This window comes from Paenibacillus suaedae (genome assembly GCF_032337355.1).
GTDB classification, from domain to species: Bacteria; Bacillota; Bacilli; order Paenibacillales; family Paenibacillaceae; genus Paenibacillus_B; species Paenibacillus_B suaedae.
The window spans coordinates 1,086,813-1,112,286 of sequence record NZ_JAVYAA010000002.1 but is presented as its reverse complement, the minus strand read 5'-3'; the positions used below and the strand labels follow the sequence as shown (position 1 = coordinate 1,112,286).

The 25,474-nt window shown below is 53.6% G+C and carries 5 protein-coding genes; all 5 read left to right on the top strand.

Going from position 1 to position 25,474, the window contains the following annotated elements:
* Positions 1 to 24 precede the first annotated feature (24 nt).
* Genes RQP50_RS12650 through RQP50_RS12630 form a run of 5 tightly spaced genes read left to right on the top strand, consistent with a single transcriptional unit; the run spans position 25 to position 25,406 of the window.
* Positions 25 to 6,444 (top strand): non-ribosomal peptide synthetase, encoded by a 6,420-nt coding sequence (locus tag RQP50_RS12650; protein ID WP_315745658.1) that lies wholly within the window; start codon positions 25 to 27, stop codon positions 6,442 to 6,444.
* Entirely contained in the window at positions 6,441 to 7,709 is a 1,269-nt protein-coding gene (gene fabD, locus RQP50_RS12645) for an ACP S-malonyltransferase (protein WP_315745657.1), read from the top strand. The genes RQP50_RS12650 and fabD overlap by 4 nt, the downstream gene beginning before the upstream one ends.
* A gap of 15 nt (positions 7,710 to 7,724) precedes the next feature.
* Positions 7,725 to 11,618 (top strand): type I polyketide synthase, encoded by a 3,894-nt coding sequence (locus RQP50_RS12640; protein ID WP_072732145.1) that lies wholly within the window; start codon positions 7,725 to 7,727, stop codon positions 11,616 to 11,618.
* Complete coding sequence (locus RQP50_RS12635; RefSeq protein ID WP_315745656.1) at positions 11,606 to 19,606, top strand: non-ribosomal peptide synthetase; 8,001 nt, start codon at positions 11,606 to 11,608, stop codon at positions 19,604 to 19,606. The genes RQP50_RS12640 and RQP50_RS12635 overlap by 13 nt, the downstream gene beginning before the upstream one ends.
* A gap of 16 nt (positions 19,607 to 19,622) precedes the next feature.
* Positions 19,623 to 25,406 (top strand): SDR family oxidoreductase, encoded by a 5,784-nt coding sequence (locus tag RQP50_RS12630; protein ID WP_315745655.1) that lies wholly within the window; start codon positions 19,623 to 19,625, stop codon positions 25,404 to 25,406.
* The last annotated feature ends 68 nt before the right edge of the window (positions 25,407 to 25,474 follow it).

Genomic DNA, 25,474 nt, shown 5'->3' with positions numbered 1-25,474 from the left:
CGGCTCGATGGGATGGGGGATTACATGAGCGACAAGCTTTCAAACAACGTCCTTGCGGCGAGCGGAAAGGCCGGCAATGAGAAGGCCTATTGGCAGGAGAAGCTGGAAGGAGAACCGGTCATGAGCGCATTTCCTTCTGAACGCCGTGCATCTGGCGTGGGGGGAACAACGGTCTTCATGTCCTTTTCTTTAAGTTCCGATATTTCAGACCGGCTGACGTACATGAGCAAAGGTTCCGACTATGCCCTGTTCATGATTTTCGCCGCAGGCGTTCATATACTTCTGTCAAAATATACAAACAGCCCGGATGTAGTTACGGGAATGCCTGTATTTCAACAGGAGGACGAGGAGAGCAGAGCGGGGAACAAGTTGCTCATCCTTCGTACGTCGTTGCAAAATTGCCGCAACTTCAAGGATGCGCTGATGGCAACCAAGCAGTCGATAACCGAAGCGAACGATCATCAGAATTATCCGCTCCATCACATGATGAAGCATGGGAACTTGCTTCCGGAACATGATGGGGAACCGCTGATTCGAACTTTGGTGGGGTTCGATCGCATTCAAGATCTGGGGCAGGCGCAAGACGGTACAGCGGAGGTAGCGGTCCTACTCATATCGCTTGACGGGAGTCTTCGGGTTGACTTCAGCTTCGATAAGAGCCGGTTCGAACTGGAAAGTGTTCGGCGTTGGGCTGTGCATCTGGAACGCCTGCTGGAAACGGCATTGTTCCGGCCGGAAGAGCCACTCTCCGAAATTGAGATGCTGGAGAGACATGAGTTCGAAACGTTGGCGTATGGTTTCAACCGGACGAAGGCGGAGTATGACCAGCATACGACGCTGCACCGGCTGTTCGAGGAGCAGGCGGCACGCACGCCGGAGCGGACGGCGGCCGTGTTCGGCGCGGACGGCATGGAGCGGCTGACCTACCGCGAGCTTAACGAGCGGGCGAATCAGCTCGCCCGGACGCTGCGGGACAAAGGCGTGAAGCCGGGACGGTTGGTCGGCGTTCTGCTGGAGCGCTCGCCGGAGATGATGGTCGGCATTCTGGCCATCCTGAAGGCGGGCGGCGCCTACGTTCCGATCGATCCCGCATATCCCGAGGAACGGATCGCTTATTTGCTCCGAGACAGCGGTGCGGAGCTGCTGCTCACTTGCAAGCGGGAACTGCCGTCGGGGCAATTCTCGGGCGAGCAGCTTGACTTGGCGGACGAGACGCTGTACTCGGGGGATGGTGAGGATCTATCCGCCACGTCGGGGCCGCATGATCTGTCTTATGTGATCTATACCTCCGGTTCCACCGGCGAGCCCAAGGGCGTGATGATCGAGCATCATTCGGTAATCAACCGCTTGCAGTGGATGCAGAGGCGCTTCCCGCTGGCGGAGGATGACGTCATCATGCAAAAAACGCCGTTCAGCTTCGACGTGTCGGTCTGGGAGTTGTTTTGGTGGGGCATGCAGGGAGCGTCGGCGGTGTTCCCGGAGCCGGGTGCGGAGAAAAATCCAGAGTCGATTGCGCGATGCGTGGAGAGGCACCGGGTAACGGTGATGCACTTCGTGCCTTCGATGCTGCAGCTGTTTCTGGAGCATGTCGAGGAAGCCGGGGATACGGGGCGGCTGCGCACGCTGCGCCGGGTGTTCGCGAGCGGGGAGGCGCTGCAGGCTAAGCAGGCGAGCCGATTCGGCCGTTTGCTGAAGGATGCGTGGGGGACGGAACTAGTCAATCTGTACGGACCGACGGAGGCGACGGTGGACGTGTCGTACCATAACTGCTCATGCGTGGAGGAGTCGGCGCGTATTCCAATTGGCCAACCGATCGACAACATCTCGATATACGTGCTGGACGGCCACCGGCGGTTGCAGCCGGTCGGGGTGCCGGGCGAGCTGTACATCGCCGGAGTCGGCCTGGCGCGCGGGTATTGGAACCGTCCGGAACTGACGGCGGAGAGGTTCGTGGATAACCCGTTTGCGCCAGGAGAGAGGATGTACCGGACGGGCGATCTGGCAAGGTGGCTGCCGAACGGGGAAGTAGAGTATTTGGGCCGGATCGACCACCAGGTGAAGATCCGAGGATATCGGATCGAGCCGGGAGAGATCGAGACACAGCTGCTGCGGCACGAACGGATCAGGGAAGCGGCGGTTACGGTAAGGCCCGGTGAGGCAGGGCTGAAGGATCTGTGCGCATATTATGTGGCCGACGGCGACCTGGAAGCCGGTGAAGTAAGAACGTATTTGGCGGAGCGGCTGCCCTCCTACATGGTGCCGGCATACTTGGTGGCACTGGAAGCAATGCCGTTGACGCCGAATGGGAAGCTGAACCGCAAGGCGCTCCCGGCGCCGGAGGAGAATGTAGAGCGCGAGGCGTATGTCGCTCCGCGAAATGAGCTCGAGCGGCAGTTGGCAGCCGTCTGGCAGGAGGTGCTCGGACTCGAACGAATCGGCATCGACGAGCGCTATCAGGACATCGGTGGTGATTCGATCAAATCGATTCGCATCCTCTCCACGATCAGAAAGATTTGTCAGACAAACCTGCAACTGTTGGAGTTTTATCAGCACTCTACAATTAGGGAATTAGCCGGTTTCCTGGATCGTCGGAAGTACGAGCAGGAGAACGGTAGGATTGTGGCTGCGAAAGTAAAGCTGGAGAACTGGCAGCTGGGACTGCTGTCGTCGGCCGCCGGCACTTCCTTGCATAACGAGGAAATTGAAGATTTCTTTCCGCTCAGCGATATCCAGCAAGGCATGATCTACCATTCCGTCAGCCAACCGCACGATCAGCTGTATCATGAGCAGTTCGTGTATGAATTTCAAGATACGGCTTTCTCGGAACGGATATTCGAACAAGCGATGGAGCACATGATTCGCAAGCATGCCATTTTGCGAACGACGTTCAATCTGAACGATTTCCCGGCGCCGGTGCAGCTGGTGCACCGTTCGGTTCCTATGAACCTGGAAGTGATCGCGCTCGATCATCTTACGAGGGAAGAGCAAACGGCTTACTTGAAAGCGTTCTTGGAGCAAGACCGACAGAAGCCCTTTTTCCGGGGGACACAATCTTCAAATCCGATGTGGCGGCTGCGAATATTCCGGCTGGACGAGCGCAACTTCTGCTTAGCGTGGCTTTACCATCATGCGATCATGGACGGGTGGAGCAATGCTTCGTTCATTACCGAACTGACACGGGTGTACTTCGGATTAAAGCGGGGCATCACGGCGTTAGAGCCGCTTCGTCATAGTTATAAAGATCTGTTGATCGAACAATGGAGCATCCAGGATGATCCCGGAGTGAATGCATATTGGCAGGAGGAGCTGAAGGATTACCGCCGATTCGAGCCGATGTTCGCCCCGGAGGAGAACCAGCCGGAGCCTTTTATCCGTAAGGAGTTTGTTTTGGATGGCGAGTTGGAGAAATCGTTGCTTGTGCATTCAGCGAAGTTGAACCGGGTGTCCGTAAAAACCATGCTCTTTACTGCCTATGTGTGCATGATGAACACATACGATGCTGAGAACGATTTTGTCGTCGGGCTCGTCGAGAACAATCGTCCGCTTGTGGAGGACGGAGAGAAGATTCTGGGCTGCTTTCTGAACTCCATTCCCGTGCGTATTCGGATGAACGAATTGATCAATTGGCGGGATCTGCTCCTTGCAATGGATAAGAAGCTGGCGAAGGTGCAGCAGTTCGGACGGCTTTCACTGGCCCGTATTCAGCAGGCCGTCGGCGAGAGTGCCGTCTATGGAAACAAGTTGTTCGATAATATTTTTAACTATGTGGATTTGCACGTTTATGAAGGCGTTTCTCGGGAACAGCGCAGCCATCGGTCGCTGGGCGATATCGGCAACTACGAGCGGACGAATGCGCTATTCCAATTTGATTGCTTTATGGAAGATGAACGTCTGCATATCGTGGTCGCTCATGTGACGGGTGTATATCCGAAAGCGGATGTGGCGCGCATGATTTCGATCTACGAACGGATTTTGAAGCAAATGCTCCACCGGCCGGAAGCGATAGTCAGCAAGACGTCGCTCCTTGACCCCGAACAGCTTCGCCTATTACAGGAGAGAGCAAAGGAAGGGGCGTTGCTCCTGCCGGAGGAGAAAACGATTGGTGGGCTGGTTGAAGAGCAAGCGAAGCGGACACCGCAGCGAACGGCGCTTATCGGTCGCTCGGGAAGGCTAACCTATGCCGAACTTAACCGGCGGGCCGATCGGCTTGCCAGACAGCTTGCCGATCGAGGCGTCAGGGCAGGACATATTGTCGGTCTGATGGCCGAGCGTTCGCCCGGAATGATCGTCGGGCTGTTGGCGATCTTGAAGGCTGGGGCCGCATACTTGCCGATTGATCCGGATTATCCGGATGAACGAATCCTGCATATGTTGGCTGACAGCGGAACGTCCTTGCTGCTGACGCAAAAGCAGTATAGCGGGCGAACGACGTTTAGTGGCGAAATGATCAATCTGGCCGATGAGGAGCTTTACCGAGAAAAGGCTGAAGGCGACAGTGCGCGGCCTCCTGTTCGAATGGACGATCTTGCTTATTGCATTTACACGTCCGGTTCTACAGGACTTCCGAAGGGAGTACTGATTGAACACCGCGCGGTAGTTAATTTACTGGCAGGCATCACGGAACTAATCGATTTTCAGGCGGACAAGACCATTTTGTCTGTTACGACCATATCATTTGATATTTTTGTATTGGAGACGCTGGTGCCGCTGATGAAGGGCATGTGCGTAGTGCTGGCGGACGCGGAGGAGCAGCTGGATCCGGCTGCTCTCGGACGATTGATGCTTCATCACGGTGTACACATGCTGCAAACTACGCCTTCGCGATTGCGCCTGCTTCTGGACGACGATACAGCTGTCGAAGGATTGGCGAAGCTGACGGATGTCATGATAGGCGGAGAGGCGTTCGGCATGGATCTGGTTCAAAAGCTTCGCGAGTGCTCGCATACTCGAATTTACAACATGTACGGGCCGACGGAAACAACCGTATGGTCAATGGTGGCTGATCTTACGGAAACTAAGGATGTAACACTCGGGCAGCCAATCGCCAATACGGAAATCTTACTTCTGGATCAAAACGACCAGCTACAGCCTTTCGGAACGGCGGGCGAACTGTGTATAGCCGGAACGGGGTTGGCGCGTGGCTATCACAACCGTACGGATTTAACGCAGGCCAAGTTTGTCACTCACCCGCTTGACCCGGGACAGAGGATTTACAAGACGGGCGATCTTGCACGGTGGCAAGCGGATGGGCGGATGACGTATATCGGACGCCGGGATCACCAAGTGAAGATACGGGGATATCGGGTGGAGATCTCCGAAATTGAGCAGGCTTTGGCAGGCTATCACGGCATCGCAACCCCGCTGGTTGCGGCCCGCGAGCGGGACGACGGAGAAGTTTATCTCGTCGGTTACTATTTGGCGGACAACGAATTGCCGATCGCGTCTTTACGCGAGCATTTGGCCGATCGGCTGCCCCCTTATATGATTCCGGGTGCATTCGTGCGTTTGGAACGCTATCCGCTGCTGCCTAACGGCAAGATCAACCATGCGGCGTTACCGGAACCGACCTTAACCAGAAAGGCCTTGGTTGCGGAATTCCGAAAAGCGTCCAATGATACGGAACAGCGGCTGGCGGATTTGTGGCAGGAGATCGTTGGGCTGGAGACAATCGGCATGGATGACAACTTTTTTGAAGTCGGAGGTAGCTCCATCTCGCTAGTGCAATTTCACTCAAAGCTTGAAAAGATTTACCCGAATCGAATTGGCGTTACAGAACTGTTCTCTTATCCAACGCTCGGCAAGCTTGCTGCCAGAGTAGAGCGAACCGCTCAAAAGAGGCAGATTGCAGTCGATACGCTGAAGCTGCCGGGCAGCTTCCTGAATCGGAGTGGCGGGGAGAACGGGGATTCGCTGCGGTTTCATCTGAGCTCGCTATATCAGCTTCACGGATTGGCTCGGCAGTATGGCGTAGAGCCGGATGATATATTGCTGACGGCGGGTCTTTACTTGTTTTCAGAGATTACGGAACTATCGGCGATCACTGTACAAGCGATGGCGCGTAAAGAGAACGAGTTAATTCCCCTCACGTTGGACATGCGGGAGATCAGCGACTTTCCGCAACTTTTTCAAAGAGTTAATCGGATGCGGACTGAGGCAGCAGACGCCTACGGTTTGGAGGACATCCGTCCTCTTGCTATAAGGGGAGCGGTTGGCGAGATCGCTCCTTTGTTTTATAAACACGAACTGGATACGTCTCGTGAGCGCTTGAGCGATTTGTTCGGCTTTACACTTGGATATTCAGTCGAAGCGGACAAGATCGTGTTCACATGTGATTATGACAGCGGCGCAATTCGTCAAAAGTCAATGGAAGAATGGGCTGCCGGCTATGCGAGACTGCTCCGTGTTCTTACGGATCAATTTTTGAAGGAGGCTACGCAACAATGAGAAGAACAGCGCTAGTGTTCCCGGGACAAGGCTCGCAGTACACAGGAATGGGAAAGGAATTGTACGAGCAGTATCCGATTGCCAAAAAAACGTTTGAAGAGGCTGACCAAGCCCTTGGCTTCGATTTGACCTCACTGTGCTTCGAAGGTCCGGCAGATCAGTTGCAGCAGACGGAGTATACCCAGCCGGCGATTCTGACTTACAGCGTTGCGGCATACCGGGTTTTCATGCAGGAAGAAGGTATCCGGCCGCATTTTATGGCGGGCCATAGTCTTGGCGAGATTACCGCGCTGACCTGTTCGGGGGCGATTCCGTTCGCCGATGCCGTACGGATTGTGAACAAGCGCGGACGGTTCATGCAGGAATCAGCCGCGATCGGCACAGGGGCGATGTCCGCCATTTCCAGAGTGAGCGCTATCGAGGTCGAACGGATCTGCCGAGAAGTGAGCACCGAGGAAGAGCTGGTTGCAGTTTCCAACTACAACTCGCCCACCCAGACGGTGATCTCGGGTCATGTCGGGGCAGTCGAAGCTGCGGAACGCAAATTGGCGGGAATTGGTGCCGACTTCATACGATTGAAGGTAAGCGCGCCGTTCCATTGTCCACTTATGAAGCCGGCGGCTTTCCAACTTGAACAGGAATTATTGAAAATAGATTATGCCGAACCCCGGATTCCGATTATCGCCAACTACAATGCTGTGCCGTATGCTGGTGCGAACCGGATCGTTCAAGCTCTGACAATTCAGATGACCGAACCGATTCAATGGGATGCCACCATGCAATTTTTGAAGAACCAAAGCGTCAATGTCGTTGTGGAGTTGGGACCGGGTACGGTACTTCGCAATTTGATGAAAAAGAGTTCCGGAGACATCTACAGTTATTCGTATGACAAAGAGGAGGATCGTTCGGGTCTGAGGAAACTGATGTTCTCCGAAGAGCTGGAATATCCTTGCTTCGTCTCCCGCTGCTTGGCCATTGCGGTTTGTACCCGCAACCGTAATTGGAATCAGGAGGAATACCAGACAGGGGTCATTGAGCCTTATCGCCGCATTCAAACGATGCTGGCCGAAGTTGAACAGAACGGTCATAAGCCGACGCTGGAACTAAAACAGGCGGCACTCAGTATGCTTCAATCGGTGTTTACAACTAAACAGACTCCAATGGAAGAACAGCAGGAGCGGTTCGCGCAGCTTTTCGAAGAAACAAATACTCGCGACTTGTTTCCCGATGCACCAGCGAATCCACTGACGTCCTTTGTAATTTAGACAGGAGGGTGAGCAGTGGGGAATTTATTAGGTTTTTCGATCATGCAAAAGAGCACGGATGAGCCTGAAATGCAGATGGAGAGCTTGTCTAAGAAAAGCATTGCGGTCATCGGAATGGCTATCCGGTTTCCTCAGGCGGACAACCCGCAGACATTTTGGCGCAATCTCGCGAACGGATCGGACGCGATCCGCGACTTTCCGCTTTCCAGAAGGAAGGATACCGATCCGTATTTGCAAGGGAAGGGACTACTGCATCAAGACTTTTCGTATGTCAAAGGGGCTTTTCTGGAAGAAGTCGACCGCTTCGATTACCGCTTCTTCGGACTTTCCCACAGGGAAGCATCTTTGATGGATCCCAGCCAGCGATTGTTTTTGGAGACAGCCTGGCAAGCGATTGAGGATTCGGGGTATGGCGGCAATTGCCTCATCGGTACGAACACGGGAGTTTATCTCGGGTTCAGCAACGACTTTGACACCGAAACAACGTACAAACGCTACATTGCCGACTTGGAGCCGGAATCAATGCCGCTTGCCGTAACCGGTAACATCAAGGCTATTATCGCCAGTCGTCTTTCTTATCTACTTGATTTGCGCGGTCCAAGCATGCTCGTGGATACGACCTGTTCATCCTCGCTCGTTGCCATCCACACGGCTTGTCAAGCGATTCGCAACGGGGAATGCGATATGGCGCTGGCCGGAGGAATCGAACTGCATCTGTTGCCGCTCAAGGTTATGGACCGGGAGAAAATGGGTATCGAATCGTCAGACTATAAAACCAAATCGTTTGACGACAGCTCCGACGGCGCCGGCAATGGCGAGGGCGTGGCGGTTATCGTGCTGAAGCCGCTTGACCGCGCGGTTCGAGACCGTGACCCGATATATGCAGTAATTAAAGGAAGCGCGGTGAATCAGGATGGCAGCTCGATAGGGTTGACCGCGCCGAATGCCGCCGCTCAGGAGCAGGTGATTTTGCGTGCTTGGAAAGAAGCGGGCATAGACCCGGCTCAACTTTCGTATGTGGAAGCGCACGGCTCGGGCACGCCGTTAGGCGATCCTATTGAGGTGGCCGGATTGACGAACGCCTTTGCGCACTTTACCGATAGAAAGCAGTTTTGCGGTGTCGGTTCGGTCAAAACGAACCTGGGTCACCTCGGAAACAGCGCGGGTATCGCTGGCTTCGTCAAATCGGTGCTTGCCTTGCAGCATAAGAAACTGCCGGCATCTCTGCATTTTCAAAGGCCGAACCGCAAAATCAATTTCAAAGGCTCGCCGCTTTATGTCGTGGACGAACTGACGGATTGGCCGGCGCAAGACGATTCGCCCCGGCGCTCCGGGATCAACTCGTTCGGGCTTAGCGGTACTAACTGTCACATAGTATTGGAGGAAGCGCCGCTTGCAAGAAGCACTTCCGGGCGCTCTATTGCAAGTGGAGGCGTGTTGCCGCTTTCGGCCAAAAGCAGCTGGTCGCTCCAGCGTCTGGTCGAGAGCTATGACGAGCTTTTGTCGGAACCGAGGGAAATCGATCCGGCGGATCTTTGCTATACCGCCGCAATCGGACGCGGTCATTACTCCCATCGTTTAGCTATCCTGTTTGACGGACTTGCTGATTTGAAAAAAACCGTCCGCAGGCTTGCAGAGCAAGGAGTAGAAGCGGCGGAACCCCCGCATGCCGTTTACGGTGTACAAAAGAGCACGACAGGTGGTTCGCATATAAACAAAGAATCGCTTGCCGAAGAGGAAGGGAAGCAGATTAGCCGCAAGGCGGACGCTCTGCTCACAGAGCCTGGCAAGTTTGATTTGTCTGAGCTGGCAGGGCTGTATGTAGCGGGGGCGAATGTCCGGTGGCAACGCCTATATCCGCAAGGAAATCGTGTTCGGATACCGGTCTATCCTTTCGAGCCCATACGTTGCTGGCTGGATGTCCCGGCCTATCATGATTCCTATTATCATGCCATTGAATGGAAGCGTTTTAATGACAAGCAAGTTGATGAAACCGTGGCAAACGGAGCCGGCACCGTCCTGCTGCTAAAAGACAAGCACGGCCGCGCGGATCGTTTGCGTGAGATGCTTGAGCGCAGTGGAACGCATGTGATTGAAGCGGCTATCGGAACCGAGTATAAAAGGCTCAGCGAGACCTCATATGTCTTGGGCCATAATCAAGCGAGCTATGACCGGCTGCTCGGAGAACTCTCGCAAGTTACGGTCACGCAGGTCGTCCATTTGGTGGCTTTGAGCGGCGGACAAGTTCTGGAAACGGTCGACGAACTGGAAGAGGCTCAACGGCGAGGCGTCAACAGCCTGTTTTATTTAACAAAGGCGATTTTGCACAATAAATGGAAGCATCGCATTCATTTGCTGCTTCTCGGGCAAAACGTCCATGAGGTGACGAGGAACGAGGCGGTCTTGTATCCCGAGGCAGCCGCGTTAATGGGTCTGGGCAAAGTCGTGTCCCATGAGTACCCGCACATCGTATGCCGCTGCCTGGACATCGACGGAGATACAAGCGACGAGCAAATTGTCGCCACATTCGGAAGAGACCAGCTTCCGTACACGCTTGCTAGCAGGGGGGGCCAGTTGTATGCCGAAACGCTGAAACCGTTCGATCCGCAGGCGTCTGGACAGCAACAGATCGTGCTCAAGAGCGGCGGTGTGTATTTGATTACGGGAGGATCGGGCGGGATGGCGCTCGAAATTGCCAAGTACTTGTCTGCGCAAGGTAATTTGAATATGGCTTTTCTCAGCCGTACCCCGTTCCCGAACCGTCATTCATGGAAAAGGCTGCTGGCGGAGGGCACGACGAGAAAAATGCGCGAAAGCATTCTTTGCCTGCAAGAGATCGAAGAGAATGGCGCCAATGTTCGATTCTATGCCGTAGATGTTGCGAACGAGAGCAAAATGGCCGGTGTTATAGCCGATTTGAAAAAGGAGTTCGGACGAATTAATGGGATCGTGCATTGCGCGGGAGTGGCCGGCAACGGCTTCCTGGTGCGTAAGGAAGAGGCGGTGTTCGAAGAAGTATTGGCGCCGAAAATTCGGGGAACGTGGGTGCTTGACCGGCTCACGAAGGACGATCCGCCGGATTTTTTCGTGCTCTTCTCATCGATTTCCACCTTAATATCCGCCGTCGGGCAAGGGGACTACACGGCGGCCAACGCCTATCTCGATGCATTTTCCCGCGCACGGACCAAACAAGGGCGGCGAACGTTAAGCTTGAATTGGGCGATGTGGAAAGAAACCGGTATGGCGCTCGATTACAACGTCCGCAACGATTCCTGTTTTCGAGAGCTTCATACGAAAGAAGCGCTGCTGGCATTCGACGGCATTTTTCACACGGAAGCTTCCAATGTGATTATCGGAGAACTCAAGCATGAGGAAGTGCAGGAACTGCTGACCGGAGATACGTTCGGCTATCTCTCGCCGGAGCTTAGGGATCGTATCGTCAAACGTGCGCCGGCAAACACGGGTATTCCGGCAACCGGAGAACGTCCGGTTCGTCCGGTTCAAGCGAACACGATAACCAACGTTACGCTGAAAGGCAAGGAAGAAGGAAGCTTCAGCGATATAGAGCAGAAACTGGCCTCCATATGGTCGAAACTGATGGGCATGGATTCGATCAGCATTCACGATAATTTCTATGACATAGGAGGCAACTCGATTTTGGCGACGCATCTGCTGCGTGAGCTGGATGAGGCGTTTCCGAATCATTTCGATATTACAGACATTTTCTCCTATCCTACCATTTCTTTGATGGTCGAATATTTAGATAGCCGGCTGAATGTCGCGAGCGACACGGAGCCACCAAACTCGTCCTTGGATGAGCTGTTGGATCAGTTGTCAGAGGGGAAACTTTCGATTGAAGAGGTGAATGAACTTATGAAATCGGTAGGTGAAGACCAATGGAAAACGTAAGAAACTATATTTTTAAGCAAGTTGCCGCAAACAAACTGCCGAAGGAGGAAGCCAAGGCCCTCCTCAAAGAGCTCTATCAATCGAATGCGGACGAATCGAAGAAGTCCAGCGGGGACATTGCCATCGTCGGGATGGCCTGCAAATTACCTGGCGCAGAAAGCTTGGAAGCTTATTGGAGCAATTTGGTGTCGGGCGTACGTACGATGGGAGATTTCCCGTTCAATCGCCGCCGCGACACCGATCAGTTCGTCAGCAGTGGCATCGAGTATCGCAAAGGCGGTTATCTCGATCAGGTGGATCGGTTCGACGCGCCGTTCTTTCGTATTTCGCGCCGGGAAGCAGAGGCGATGGATCCGATGCAGCGGCTGTTTTTAGAGACAGCTTGGGAAGCTATGGAGGATTCGGGCATTGGCAGTGAAAAACTGAGCAACACAAGAACCGCTGTATATGTTGGCCAGGAGACCAATTATAACAACGAGTACAGGAAGCTGCTCGCCGAAGAGGACGAGCTGTCAATGACTGGATCCCATACTGGAATCATCGCCAGCCGCATCCAGTACTTGCTCAATTTGCGGGGGCCGAGCCTTGTCGTGGACACGGCTTGCTCATCCTCGCTCGTGGCGCTGCATCTTGCTTGCCACGGCTTACGGAATAACGAATTCGACTATGCGCTTGTCGGCGGCATTTCCGCATTCTTTTTCCCGGCGGGCCAAAGTCTCGTCATGGAATCGGGCACTGCTGAAATTCGCGCTTTCGACAAAGGCGCGAACGGAACGTGCTGGTCGGAAGGTTTCGGCGTTGTCATGCTCAAGCCGCTAGACCGTGCACTGCATGACCATGACTACATCCATGCGGTTATAAAAGGGAGTGCCATGAACAATGACGGAACATCGAACGGCATTACGGCTCCCAATGCGGATTCGCAGGCCGAAGTTCTAACGGCGGCGTGGGATGCGGCAGGCATTCCGCCGGAGTCCATTTCCTACATTGAGACGCACGGAACGGGAACGCCAATCGGTGATCCGATCGAGATCAAAGGGCTGACAAAAGCGTTCCAACGGTATACGAACAAACGCCAATTTTGCGGCATTGGATCTGTTAAGACCAATATCGGACATGCGGTCGCCACATCCGGAATCGCGTCGCTGATGAAGGTCGTGATGGCGATGCAGCACAAGAAGCTACCTCAGACGCTCGCTTTTCAGGCGCCTAACCCTTATATCAATTTTGCCGATTCGCCAGTGTACGTCAATGACTGCTTGCGGGACTGGGACGAAGGTTCCGGGCCAAGACGATCCGGTGTATCGGCGTTTGGATTCAGCGGAACCAACGTGCATGTCGTGCTCGAGGAAGCTCCTGCCCGGCCTGCGCGCATCCAGTCAGGAAGCGGCCCGGAATTGTTCACCGTCTCGGCTCGTACGGAAACGGCGCTGAGGAGTCTGCTGAGAAGCTATTCCGATTATTTACGGGATCATCCGGACGTTTCGCTGACCGATCTTTGTTATACGGTGAATACTGGCCGCAGGCACTACGCAATCCGATTGGTTTTTCGAGCCCATACGGCTCAAGAGCTTCTGCACATGTTACAGCAAGCGTTGATCGGTAATCTGGAGGATATACCGGGGAGAATCCCTAACAGCCACTTCGGCATGTACAAGCTGATTTTCCACAAGCAGGAGAAAAAAAACGGCGAGCTGACGGAGCATGATGTTCTTCGGCTAAGTAATGACATAAACGAAAGATTGGCCGGAATGCTGATTTCCGGCTTATCGGACAACTCGGCGGAGGAGATTGGCCGTGCGTACGTCTCAGGCGCCGACGTCAATTGGAGCTCCGTTTATAAACAGACGGAATGCCGGTCACTTCGCGTGCCGACCTACCCGTTCGACAGACTTCGGTATTGGGCAAGCGGAGAGCATCTCTTGCAGCAGAAGGATGCATGGGGACAACTCGTGAACGCGCCGCTGCTCGATCGCTGCATATCGTTAACAACAAGCGAGGGTGTTTATGAGACGGATTTCGACGTCGAAAAACATTGGGTGCTGAGCGAGCATATTATCAGCGGTCATGCTGTACTGCCTGGAACAGCATACGTGGAGATGGCCTTGGAGGCAGGAGAGCATTATTTGGGCCTGCCACCAGGGGGTATCGAAGAAATTCAATTCCTGTCCCCTTTTGTCGTGGAAAATTCGGAAATCAAGAAGCTGCGCATTGCTATACGCGAGGAGGAGCAGCGCTTGTATTTCACAATTAGCGGCCCTCAAGGAGAGCAAAGAGAGGAAGACTGGATCGTACACGCCGTCGGGGAATTGATGCGTGCCGACACGGCACAACCAGCATCTTACGACCTTGCTGAGATCGCCGTCCGCTGCCCGCAAGCGGCATTGACTGAGGCTCCGGATTCTGTTCCGTCCTCCAGCGAGCGATCCATCGTATTTGGGCCTCGCTTTCGGAATATCGTCGGTTTGCAGGCTGGGGAACAAGAGGCGCTTGTGGAATTGGAGCTGCCGGCGGAATTCGCTTCGGAGGCAGGCGTATACCGGCTTCATCCGGCGCTGCTGGACAAAGCGACCGGCGCGGTTTCCGATCTGCTGGCGGGAGAGGGCGATTTGCTTCTAGCTTTCGCTTATAGCCAGCTTCGTATTATGGAGAGCTTTCCGGAGAAGGTGTTCTCGTATGTGAAAAGATTGGATACTTCTTCTCGGGAGATCCTCACTTATCAAGTAACGATCATGGATAAGCAGGGGAAAGTTTTGGCGGAAATCGACAAATTCACCGTGAAGAAACTTCGTGGAAGTTCGCAAAAATTATTAAATCAAGACGAAAAAGTTCCGTTCTTCTACGAAACCGGCTGGCGAGAAATCGCAGAGCTGAAGCCAGGCTCGTCGGGCAGACCGGAAATCATATGCGTATTGAAAAACCAGTTCGTACCGGCGGACGATTTTGTCGCCAAGCTGCGGAACGGGGGTCATTCGGTTCTTCAAGTGGATGTTGGGGACGCGTATGGCCGATTTGACGATTGGCACTATGTCGTCAGCGGATCGGAGGAAGATTATATTCGGCTGCTGGCGGATATCCGGAGCGTGCCTTTTACGAAATGGATTCATTTGTCCGCGTGGTGTCAATCGCAGGCTTCGAATTACGACGAGCTGAAAAGTCGCGGGCGGAGCGGAGTATACGATCTGTTTCGTGTGATACGCGCGCTGGCCAAGAGCAAAAGGCCGGAGAAAACCGAAATCGTACTCGTTGCGGACAACGCTCGGGAAGTTACGTCGCGGGAAACGACGATAAAGCCGGTTAACGCCGCCCTGTTTGGGCTGGGCAAAGTCGTCGAGTCCGAATATCCGGATTTGAGCTGCCGCTGCATCGATCTGGACGAAACAGCCGGTGCTGAAGAACTTTGGCGGGAATTGCAAACAGAAGGTGCCCCTTACGCAGTAGCCTACCGGGAAGGAAAACGTTATGCAGAGGAAATAAGACCTCTCTCATGGGAAACGGAGCAGCAGCAAGAGGTCGAACTGCGAGAGGACGGGGTGTATGTTCTGTCGGGCGGCACGGGCGGCATCGGGTTGGAGATTGCGCGGTGGCTCTCCGCCAGCCAAAAAATTAAGCTGGTGCTTTTGCATCGCTCATCGTTCCCTGAGCGTTCCCGGTGGGATGCCTTGCTGGCAGATGACGCCGATGCCAAACTGTCGGGCAAACTGCGCTTACTTCAAACGGTTGAAGCAAGCGGCTCACAGGTGCTGCTCGTCCAGGCCGACGTGACGCAGCGACAATCGCTGCAGACCGCACTTGAGGAGATCCGCCGACTGCATGGCCCCGTCCGGGGGGTCATCCACAGTGCAGGCGTTGCGGGGGACGGGTTCCTGATCCGCAAGGAGGAAGAAACCTTCCACAGCGTTTTGGCTCCCAAAATCGAAGGTGCCTGGTTGCTTGATGAGCTAACCCGGGAGGACAAGCCCGATTTCTTTTTAATGTTCTCTTCCGTGACTTCGATTCTGGCCGGACCTGGACAAGGCGATTATACGGCAGCCAATGCTTTCCTTGATTCGTTCGCCGCTTATCGTATGAAACAGGGGAGCAGGACGCTGACGATTAACTGGCCTTCCTGGAAAGAGACCGGAATGGCTTACGATTATGGCGTCAACCATGACGGAATCTTTAGGGCGTTGTCCACTTCCGATGCGCTATCGGGATTAGGCGCGGCGCTGCAATGCCCGACAAGTAGGGTGATCATCGGCGAACTGAATTACGATCTGATTCAGGATGCCGATCAGGCCCCATTGCTATTGTCCGAAGAGATTGTCATGGAACTCAAGCGGCGGGCACTGAGAACAAAGCGAAAGCCGACAGTCGAAAATAACGCCAACACCTTCGTATCGGTCTTACTTGAAGGACGGTCATCAGGTATTTATTCTGAGCAAGAGCAGCAGTTGGCTGCGATTTGGGGAGAAGTGCTCGGAGTTCAACAAATCAGTATCCAGGATAGTTTCTACGATCTTGGCGGCGATTCGTTGCTGGCAATCAAGATTTCCAATCTTATTGAGAAACGAATGGGGCAAAAAGTCGATATCAGCGATCTCTTCGAATATTTGACGATTTTCGAATTGGCCCGGGTATTGGGAGGCGAAATACCGGAAGTAGCCGGCACAGATTCAGCGGACAGAAAAGATCCGAAACCGAAGCAGCCGGGAGAGGAGCGGATGTACAGTCTCTCCAACGCACAAAAACGAATCTGGTTCCTACATAAGCTGAATCCGGAACTGCACGCGTATCATTTGCCGCTCACGTTCGAAACGGATTCGGCACCGGATCGGCATGCCTTTGAAGCGGCTCTGCGGCTAATGACAGAAAGGCACGGCTCGCTACGTACCGTTATCCGTGAAGAAGGCGGTGAGCCCAAGCAGGTTGTTCTTCCTTACGTGGATGTCCAAGTGGTGTGGCAGAGTCCGCTGCCCGATACGGATAGCCGAGAGTCATATGGAGACCTGGTTCGGGAAGAGCTTGAACGTCCCTTCGATTTCGGAGAACGATTGTGGCGAGTCAAGGTGTTTCAAAGAAACGACGGACGCTGCCTAATCAGCCTAACCGTTCATCATATGATTTCCGACGGATGGAGCATGATGATCTTCAAAAACGAGCTTCTACAGGCGTATGCCTCGTTGTTGGCTGGTGAAGATCCTGGATTTCCGCCGCTTCAGGCGGAATACGGAGATTGGCTGGAGCAAATGGAAGTGCGGGATCGAAGCGAGAATTTCCTCCAGATGGAACGCTACTGGCTGAAAGAACTCAGCAAGCCTCTTCCCGTGCTTCAGCTTCCAGTCGATTACCCGAGGCCGACCATGCAGACTTACAACGGTAGTTATCTCATCTTTGAGATCGATGAGAAGCGAACCGCACGGATCAAGGAGCTCGCGAAACGGCACAAGGCTACTTTGCACATGGTTCTGTTGTCGAGTTATTTCTTGTTCCTGAATAAGCTGACGCAGCAGGAAGAGCTTGTCGTCGGTTACCCGATTGCAGGACGCGAGTCGGAGGAATGGGAACCGGTGTTGGGATTGTTCATGAACCTTGTCTGCATGCGCCTCTCGCTGTCGGAGAAGCGGACGTTCGAAGAGTTTGTTGCCGATGTTAGGCAAAAAAGTTTGCAGGTTTATAAGAACGGCAGCTATCCTTTCGATCTGCTCGTATCGAAGCTGAACCCGGAACGGGATATGAGCCGCAGTCCGGTATTCCAGACGTTGTTCCAGTTCTATGAGAATTACCAGCAGAATGAGCACCACAGCTTATATGAGCTGTGCTTCTTGTGTAAGGAGATCGGTGACAAAATCGAGGTGAGGCTTGAATACAATACTGACTTGTTCGGTAGCGCGACCGTTGAGCGCTTCTCTCGGCAATTCCTGAACATGCTTGATCAGATCATAGCAGACGAGAAGCGACCGATCGCAGATTTCAGCCTGCATAGCGAGCAGGAGGCGGCTGCGCTTCTTGCAGAGTACTCCAACGAGCAACCTGAATTATTGCCGGATAAAACCATTACCGAATGGTTCGAGCAGACAGCAGCCCGCTGGCCGGAAGCTCTAGCGGTCACTTGCGGAAAGGAAAGCATCACTTACCGTGAGCTTGAACACCGGTCGAATCAAATTGCGAATTTGCTTTCCGGCATCGGCGTAAAGGCGAATGACCCTGTCGGACTGATGGTAGGCCGTGGCCTGTCCTTAATCGTGGGCATGCTCGGCATTCTGAAAGCCGGTGGAGCTTATGTGCCGCTCGATCCAGACTATCCAGCCGAACGAATCAGTTACATGCTTACTCACAGCGAGGCACGGGTGCTGCTAACTGAAGCCACTTATATGGAGGGTGTCGCAGCTATTGTGAAGCCGGATGGCGTGTTATCGGTTGTCGTCGATCTGACCGGGCGTGAAAACCGTCATCTGGCGGGTATCGCGCACACCTTTCATTTGGACGACATCGAGCGTCAACCGTGCCAACCGCTACCCGCGCAATCTGGGCTTGACGATCTGATGTATTTGATCTACACATCCGGTTCAACAGGACAACCGAAAGGGGTCGCCGTTTCACATGCCAACACCGCCAATTTTCTAAAGTGGAGCATTGCAGACGGAGAAATTGGATCGGCTGACCGAATGGCGCTGTTTACGTCGGTCAGCTTCGATATATCCGTATTTGAAATTTTCGGCGCGCTTTTGAGCGGAGCTGGACTGTATATATCAACACGGGAGCAGTTGCAGGATCCCGCGGCCATGCTCGCTTTCCTGAATGAGCATGGAATTACTGTGTGGCATTCCGTTCCGACGCTAATGCGTCAGCTCCTGATTCATCTTCGCCATGTGCCGGATCAGGTGATTCAGCCGGCTGCTACCGTTATCCGTAGGATCATGATCGGCGGAGAAGCGTGGAATGCCGAAATTGCCAGAGAAATTCGAAGCGTCTTCCCTCATGCGGAACTGCTGAATATGTACGGACCGACGGAAGCGACAATCTGGGTGTCCAGTAGCCGCGTCGGGGACGATTCGCAGGAATGGGGCAATTTGGCGATCGGCCGGCCGATAGTCAATAACAAGCTACTTATCCTTGACGCCAAGGGCAGGATCTGTCCGGTAGGCGTTCCGGGAGAGATCGCGATAGGCGGCGTCAACGTCACCCGTGGCTATTACAAGGACCCGGAAAGAACGGAAAAAGCCTTTGTCCGTTTTGAGCCGACGGGGGAAAGGATTTATATGACCGGCGATTACGGGATGTATTTGCCGAGCGGCGAAGTTCGTTTCCTCGGACGAGAAGACGGTATGGTCAAGGTGCACGGCTACCGTATCGAAACCGGCGAAATCGAGAGCGTGCTGCTCCGCAAGCTGGAAATTGCCGAAGCCGCCGTCATCGCGCATCCAGAGCTCGGGACGCATAAGCTGGTTTGCTATTACACATCCCGATTCGAGATACTGCCCGGAGATCTGCGCAACCAACTGAGGGAATACTTACCATATTATATGATGCCTGCCCATTTTGTATTGCTGGACGAGCTCCCAAAAACGTCGAATGGAAAAATCGACCGTAAGCTTTTATCAAAGTTGCCATTGCAGGAGTCGACGGGGGGATTGGGCAGTTACGTAGAACCCGTTACGGAAGTCGAACGGAAAATTGAGGAAATCTGGTGCGAATTGCTGGGAATCGGACAGGCCGGCATGCATGATAACTTCTTTGAAATCGGGGGCAACTCATTCCTTGTCAGCCAGATGCATTATCAGATTGAAAGGCTGTATCCGGGGCGCATTAGCGTGGTAGATATTTTTTCCTACCCGACAATATACACGCAGGCTGGTTTGATTAGCGGGACAGCGGCTTCGGACGAGGAGCCCGGCCGAATGTCAGACACGAGCGAGGCGGAACTGGAAAAGGAGCTATACGACATGTTCGAGGAGATCGCTTCCGGGAATGTTTCGGTAGAGGAAGCAGTGAAAAAGTTGATCTGATGAGGAGGGAGGCCAAGTGAGCGGCGTATATCAATATGTCATTGAAAAAACAGCTTCGGGAAGCATAGACAAGGCGATCGGTGTCGAGATTTTGAAGCATTTGAAGCGGGAGGATAAGGGAAGGTCTCGCCAAGATATCGCCATCATCGGAATGGCGGTCGAAATGCCGAATGCAGAGGATTTGAGCCAGTTCTGGAGTAATCTTCGGAACGGAATCGATTGCGTAGCTCCTTTCCCCGATTCGCGAAAGGCCGATCTCCATGAGATTAGGCAAGCAGGGCAGCTTGGGGATGACCCCAAGTATGCAGAAGGCGCGTATTTGCGGGATGTTGCCCATTTTGACCCCGCATATTTCAAGATCTCGCCTATGGAAGCCAAACTGATGGATCCGCAGCAGCGTCTATTCCTTCAGAATGCATGGAAAGCGATGGCAGACGCAGGATATGGCGGGAACCGGCTGTCAAAATCACGTACTGGGGTTTACGTCGGATTGTCCGGAGATTTCAACGATTCGTATCAAGAGCTGATCGCGGCGATCAATCCCGATCAACTGCCGCTCTCTGTTACGGGCAACATCGCTTCCATTATCGCCAGCCGTATTTCTTACTGCCTTAATTTGAGAGGTCCGGCGATGCTCGTGGATACGGCGTGTTCCTCCAGTTTGGTGGCCGTTCATCTGGCTGCGCTCGGTCTTCGTAATGGGGACTGCGAGGTGGCGATTGCGGGGGGAGTAAAGGTCAACTTGCTCCCGCTCAAGGAAAGGATGCATCCGCTCGGCATCGCCTCTTCGACGGGAAGAACCCGAACATTCGATGACGGCTCGGACGGGACAGGATTCGGAGAAGGCGTAGCAGCGATCGTGTTGAAACCTCTTGAACAGGCTTGTAAAGACGGCGACCGGATTTACGCCGTCATCAAGGGCAGCGCCGTAAATCAGGACGGCAGTTCGAGCGGAATAAGCGCACCGAACGCTCTGGCTCAGGAAGATGTGCTTATTCGTGCTTGGGAGGATGCGGGCATCGAGCCGGAAACCATTAGTTATATGGAGGCGCACGGCACGGGGACAAAGCTTGGCGATCCGATTGAAATCGACGGAATCGCCAAGGCCTTCGCTCATTTTACAACTCAAAAGCAATTTTGCGCCGTCGGTTCGGTGAAGTCGAATATCGGCCATCTCGATCATTTGGCGGGCTTGGCCGGATTGGTGAAATCTGTCCTGGCCTTGCAGCATGGCGAAATACCGCCCTCGCTGCATTTTCAACGTCCCAACGGGAACATTCCCTTCGAGAGTTCGCCCGTATTTGTGAACGACAAGCTGATCCCCTGGATTGCGGAGGATACGCCTCGCAGATGCGGCGTCAGTTCGTTCGGACTAAGCGGCACCAACTGTCATATGGTACTGGAGGAGGCGCCTTCCTTCAAGGAGGAAGCGGATGCAGCAAATACGGGGCGTCCCCGTGTGTTGATGCTTTCCGCCAATACGAAGGAAGCCTTGCGGGAATTGGTGCAAAGCTACCGGTTTCATTTGGAGAGAAAGGCTTGCTGGAATCTTGACGATTTGTGCTATACGGCAAATACAGGCAGAGGACAGTACAGCCACCGACTCGCGCTGCTATTTACGGACGAAGTCGAATTGAAAGCCAAAATCTCGCGCTTGGCTCGATCGGAAGAGTGGAGCATCCTCGAAGAAGAGAATGTTTATTACGGGGAAAACAGAATCGTTTCCTCGCAAAAAACAAACAGACAGGCCGGGGAATTAACGGAAGAGAGCAAACGCCGACTTACCGCGCAAGCCCGCTCGCTGCTAGTGGCCGGCGGCCAGCTTGCGGAATTGGCCCGACTGTATGTCGGCGGGGCGGATGTAGAGTGGACGACACTTTATAGGGATCGAAAGTACAGTAAAACGGAATTGCCGCCCGACCCGTTTACGCAAAAGCGCTTTTGGGTTGAAGCGGCCGCAAACAAGCAGCGGATCGAGCCGACCATTCACGGGAATGCGCAACCACTTACTTCGCTTATCGACCGACAGTTGGCCGATACGATGAGCCTTCGGATATACGCCAGCGAATTCCGGTTTGAAGAGAGATGGGTGCTGTCGGAGCACAGGATTGGCGACAACGGCATTGTGCCGGGAACAACGTATCTCGATATGATTCGTCAACTATCCTTGTTGCATTATCCGGGCAAGGAGAGCCACCTTGAGCAAGTAACGTTCCTTTCGCCGCTTTACGTTTCCGAGGGAGAAGCGCGGCAGATGCACTTGTTTCTTGAGGAGGAAGGGGAAGACCGCCTTCGCTTCACCGTCATTAGCCGGGACGAGGACGAGCATGTTTGGGTAAAGCATTGCGAAGGTAGGCTGCTTCCGGCCGTTCCACGAAACGACCGTTCATTTTCACATCAGGAAGTGCTCGATCGGTTCGCGGAATGCGAACCGATCGAGGTTCAGGAACAGTATCAAGGAGAAATCCAATTCGGCCCAAGATGGCATAACGTCAAGCAGATCCGGGTTGACCGGATGGGGGTGCTTGCTCGTATTGCGCTTCCGGACGCATTCGCCTCTGACGGCCGCGAGCATCAATTGCATCCGGCGTTAATGGACAATGCGATGAACATCGCGATTTCACATATTGGAGAAGGTTTTTATCTCCCGTGGATGTACAAGAAGCTTCGGGTATACGAAAGGATGCCGAAGCAATTTTTCAGCCTGATCTCGCTTAAACAGGAAATTCGGCAGGATGCGGAGACCGCAGTCTTTGACGTCACCCTTTTCGATGAGGAAGGCCGTGTAATTGCCGAGGCGGAAGATTATGTGATCAAAAGAGTGAACAAGCAAGGCGTGGTTTACCAGGGATTGAAGCCTGCGGATTCTTTTCGGATGACGTGGGTGCCCGAACCTGCTGCGCCTGTGGAACCGGCGGTGAAGCCACACGGATCGGTGCTTCTTCTCAGCAATGACAGACAGACCGCTGCATCGTTCTCGGAACGTTTTGCCCAGGCGGGCTGCAACGTGATCGAGATCGAACTTGGTGGCCAATTCCGCAAAGTCGGGCCTGATCGTTTCACCGTATCCGCCGACGTCCATGATTTCACTCTTGTATTGCAGGCTACGGACACGGAACAAATCGGGCAAATCGTCTATCTCATGCAGGAGCCGCCGAAAGGCGATGAAGATTACGAGAGGTTCGATGATCTGCGGAAGAAGAGTGTTGAGGGTCTGTTCTCGCTCATCCAATCTCTTCTGCACAATAAAGTTTCGCAGCCACTGGATTTCATGCTGATGGCTCCGAACGCACAGAGCATCTCGGGGGAAGAAAGCGGGCTACAGCCAATGTTCTCCGCGCTGTTTGGCCTTGGAAAAGTCATTCGCGAGGAGTATCCGACCCTACGTGTTCGCTGTATTGATTATGACGAGATGACTCCGTTCGATACGCTATGGAAGGAAATCGCGGCTCAGCCGTCCGTATATTGTATCGGCTATCGTCAAGGTGTCCGCTACTTGCCTCAACTGGTGCCGCTTGAACAGGATCAAACGATCGAACGTCCGCTTGAACTGAAAACCGATGGTGTTTACCTTCTTACGGGCGGATTAGGAGGGGTGGGGCTGGAACTCGGCAAACATTTTGCCGCTTCGCTTCCGGGCATCAATCTGGCGTTCCTGAATCGTACGCCTCTGCCTCCGCGGGAACAATGGGCGAACCTGACTGATGATTCCGGGAACGGTCGGACGGAGCGGGCTATTCAAGCATTGTTGGAGATGGAGCGGCGCGGGGCGACCGTATGGAGCTATTCGGCAGACGTCTCGAATCCGGATGATCTTGAACGCGTGCTTCGTGAGTTGCGGGCGGAGCACGGCAGGATCAATGGGATCGTGCATGCGGCCGGCGTAGCGGGTAAAGGTTATCTGTTCAGTAAAGACCCGAAGGACTTTCGAACCGTATTGGCGCCGAAGGTTGGCGGCACCTGGCTGCTCGATAAGCTGACCGAAGAAGACAATCCGGATTTCTTCGTTCTGTTCTCCTCTGTTGCCTCCCTTATGGGAGGCATCGGACAGGGCGATTACGCGGCTGCAAACGCTTATCTGGACGCATTTGCGGCGGATCGGAGCAGGCGCGGTAAACGCACGCTAGCGATCAATTGGCCTGCCTGGAAAGAGACGGGGATGGCGGTTGATCACGGCGTTCAAGATAATGGCGTCCTACAAGCGATACGCACCTCATCCGCTTTGCAGGCTTTGGATCATTTCCTGATGCAAGAGCATGTGCAGGTGATTGTCGGAAAATTGAACGATAGCGCGGCCTCCGTGCTGTCCAATTCCTTTTTGTTCGGCCTTGCGCCTGAGCTGGAGCGGAAGATTGCCAGAATGAACGCTGCCCGGGAGCGTCGCATGCAGAAGGATGAGCCAGTGGTTTTTGCCGAAGTGGAGTTGCAAGGCAAAACTGCATACAGCGAGACGGAAATCAAGCTGGCCCAAATATGGGCGGGCGTCATGGAGCTGGAGCAGATCAATGTCTATGACAGCTTTTACAGTCTGGGCGGCGACTCCATCATCGCGGTTCGGATCGTGAGCAACATGGCCGATCATCTTGATGTGGAAATTGGAGTCAATGAGCTGCTGGATCACGCCACGATCGAGGCATTGGCGAGCCATTTGGATAACCTGGCAGGTCGTAATCCGGAAATTAGGCATGCCTCCTCTGAACAGATTTTGACCAAGTCGGGCGGCACGGGGCAGGTTTTAGAAGATCATGGGACAACTGCGGACGCTGTTGCGGAATTGCCGGATAAAGCAATCATTAGCCTGTCGTCCTTTGAACGGGTTCAAGAGCTGTCTTGGCGGCAGTTGAATTGCTATGATAGAGGTTTTGCCATCCAATTCGGCGATGAGAACGCCTATTGGATTTCTTATTTTAAGCTGTTTCTAGGCCTAAAGCGGGGATATGATCTTTCCGCACAAGGCTATCCGTACGCGCTTTCGGATCAGGAAGAAATTTTCGGTTATGCGACTGATCACCAAATTCTGGGGAAGTTCGGTTTCGCCATCCGGCAATTGCAGGTCGAAGATGCTTCCCAATTACATGAAACGATTTGCCGCCTTGTGGAGCAGAAAAAGCCTGTAATGGTTGCATTTGACGAGTTTTATACTTTCTATACCCCCTTCTACTTGAAGGAGCATACGGATCACTTGACCGTCATTCACGGGTATGACCGAAGAAACAAAACCTATTCCATTGTGAATCACAATCATTTGCAGATCCAGGCAAGGCATGAAGTATCTTACGGGCATTTTACGACACCGTTCGCCTTGCTAGAGGAAATATACGGCGATCTTCCTGCGCAATCGAGAACTGTGATTACGCTGGAGCGCATACCTGAAGCGGTAGTAAATGTGAATGCTCTAAGGAAAGAGTTGCTTCACCTGCTGCGTCAGCTAATGGAGGACGATCAAGCTGGAAGTGATATCGAATTGATTGCGAATTGGGAATCGCACAGTGAGGAGAGCTTGAAGCAGAAGATGAGAGAGCTGTATATCATGCTCGGAGGAAAAGAACTGTTCGTCGATGCGCTAGTGCGGGATTTCATAGAAGAGCCTCAGAAGACTGCCGTCAGAGAAGCGGCTGATGTCATAGTCAACAGATCCTCCCAGTTGGTAACCAAATTCATCACCGGGATTTTCCGAAAACGCGGTGTCACTTCCGAAGAGCTTGAGCTTGAGCGTACGCATATCCGACAGAAAACGCGCGAGTTCCTTGATCTGGCTGTGAAGGCTCTGGAGAGAATCCCGGATCGGCAGGAGTCGTAAGCCTGCCGTAGCGACCGAAAGATTCCATTCAGGATTCGAGGACTGAGCTGCCCAAGATTGCCGTTGAG

Excerpts from the sequence above, each read along its gene's own strand:
- RQP50_RS12650 (WP_315745658.1), top strand. The coding sequence starts at position 25 with ATGAGCGACAAGCTTTCAAACAACGTCCTTGCGGCGAGCGGAAAGGCC.
- fabD (WP_315745657.1), top strand. The coding sequence starts at position 6,441 with ATGAGAAGAACAGCGCTAGTGTTCCCGGGACAAGGCTCGCAGTACACA.
- RQP50_RS12635 (WP_315745656.1), top strand. The coding sequence starts at position 11,606 with ATGGAAAACGTAAGAAACTATATTTTTAAGCAAGTTGCCGCAAACAAA.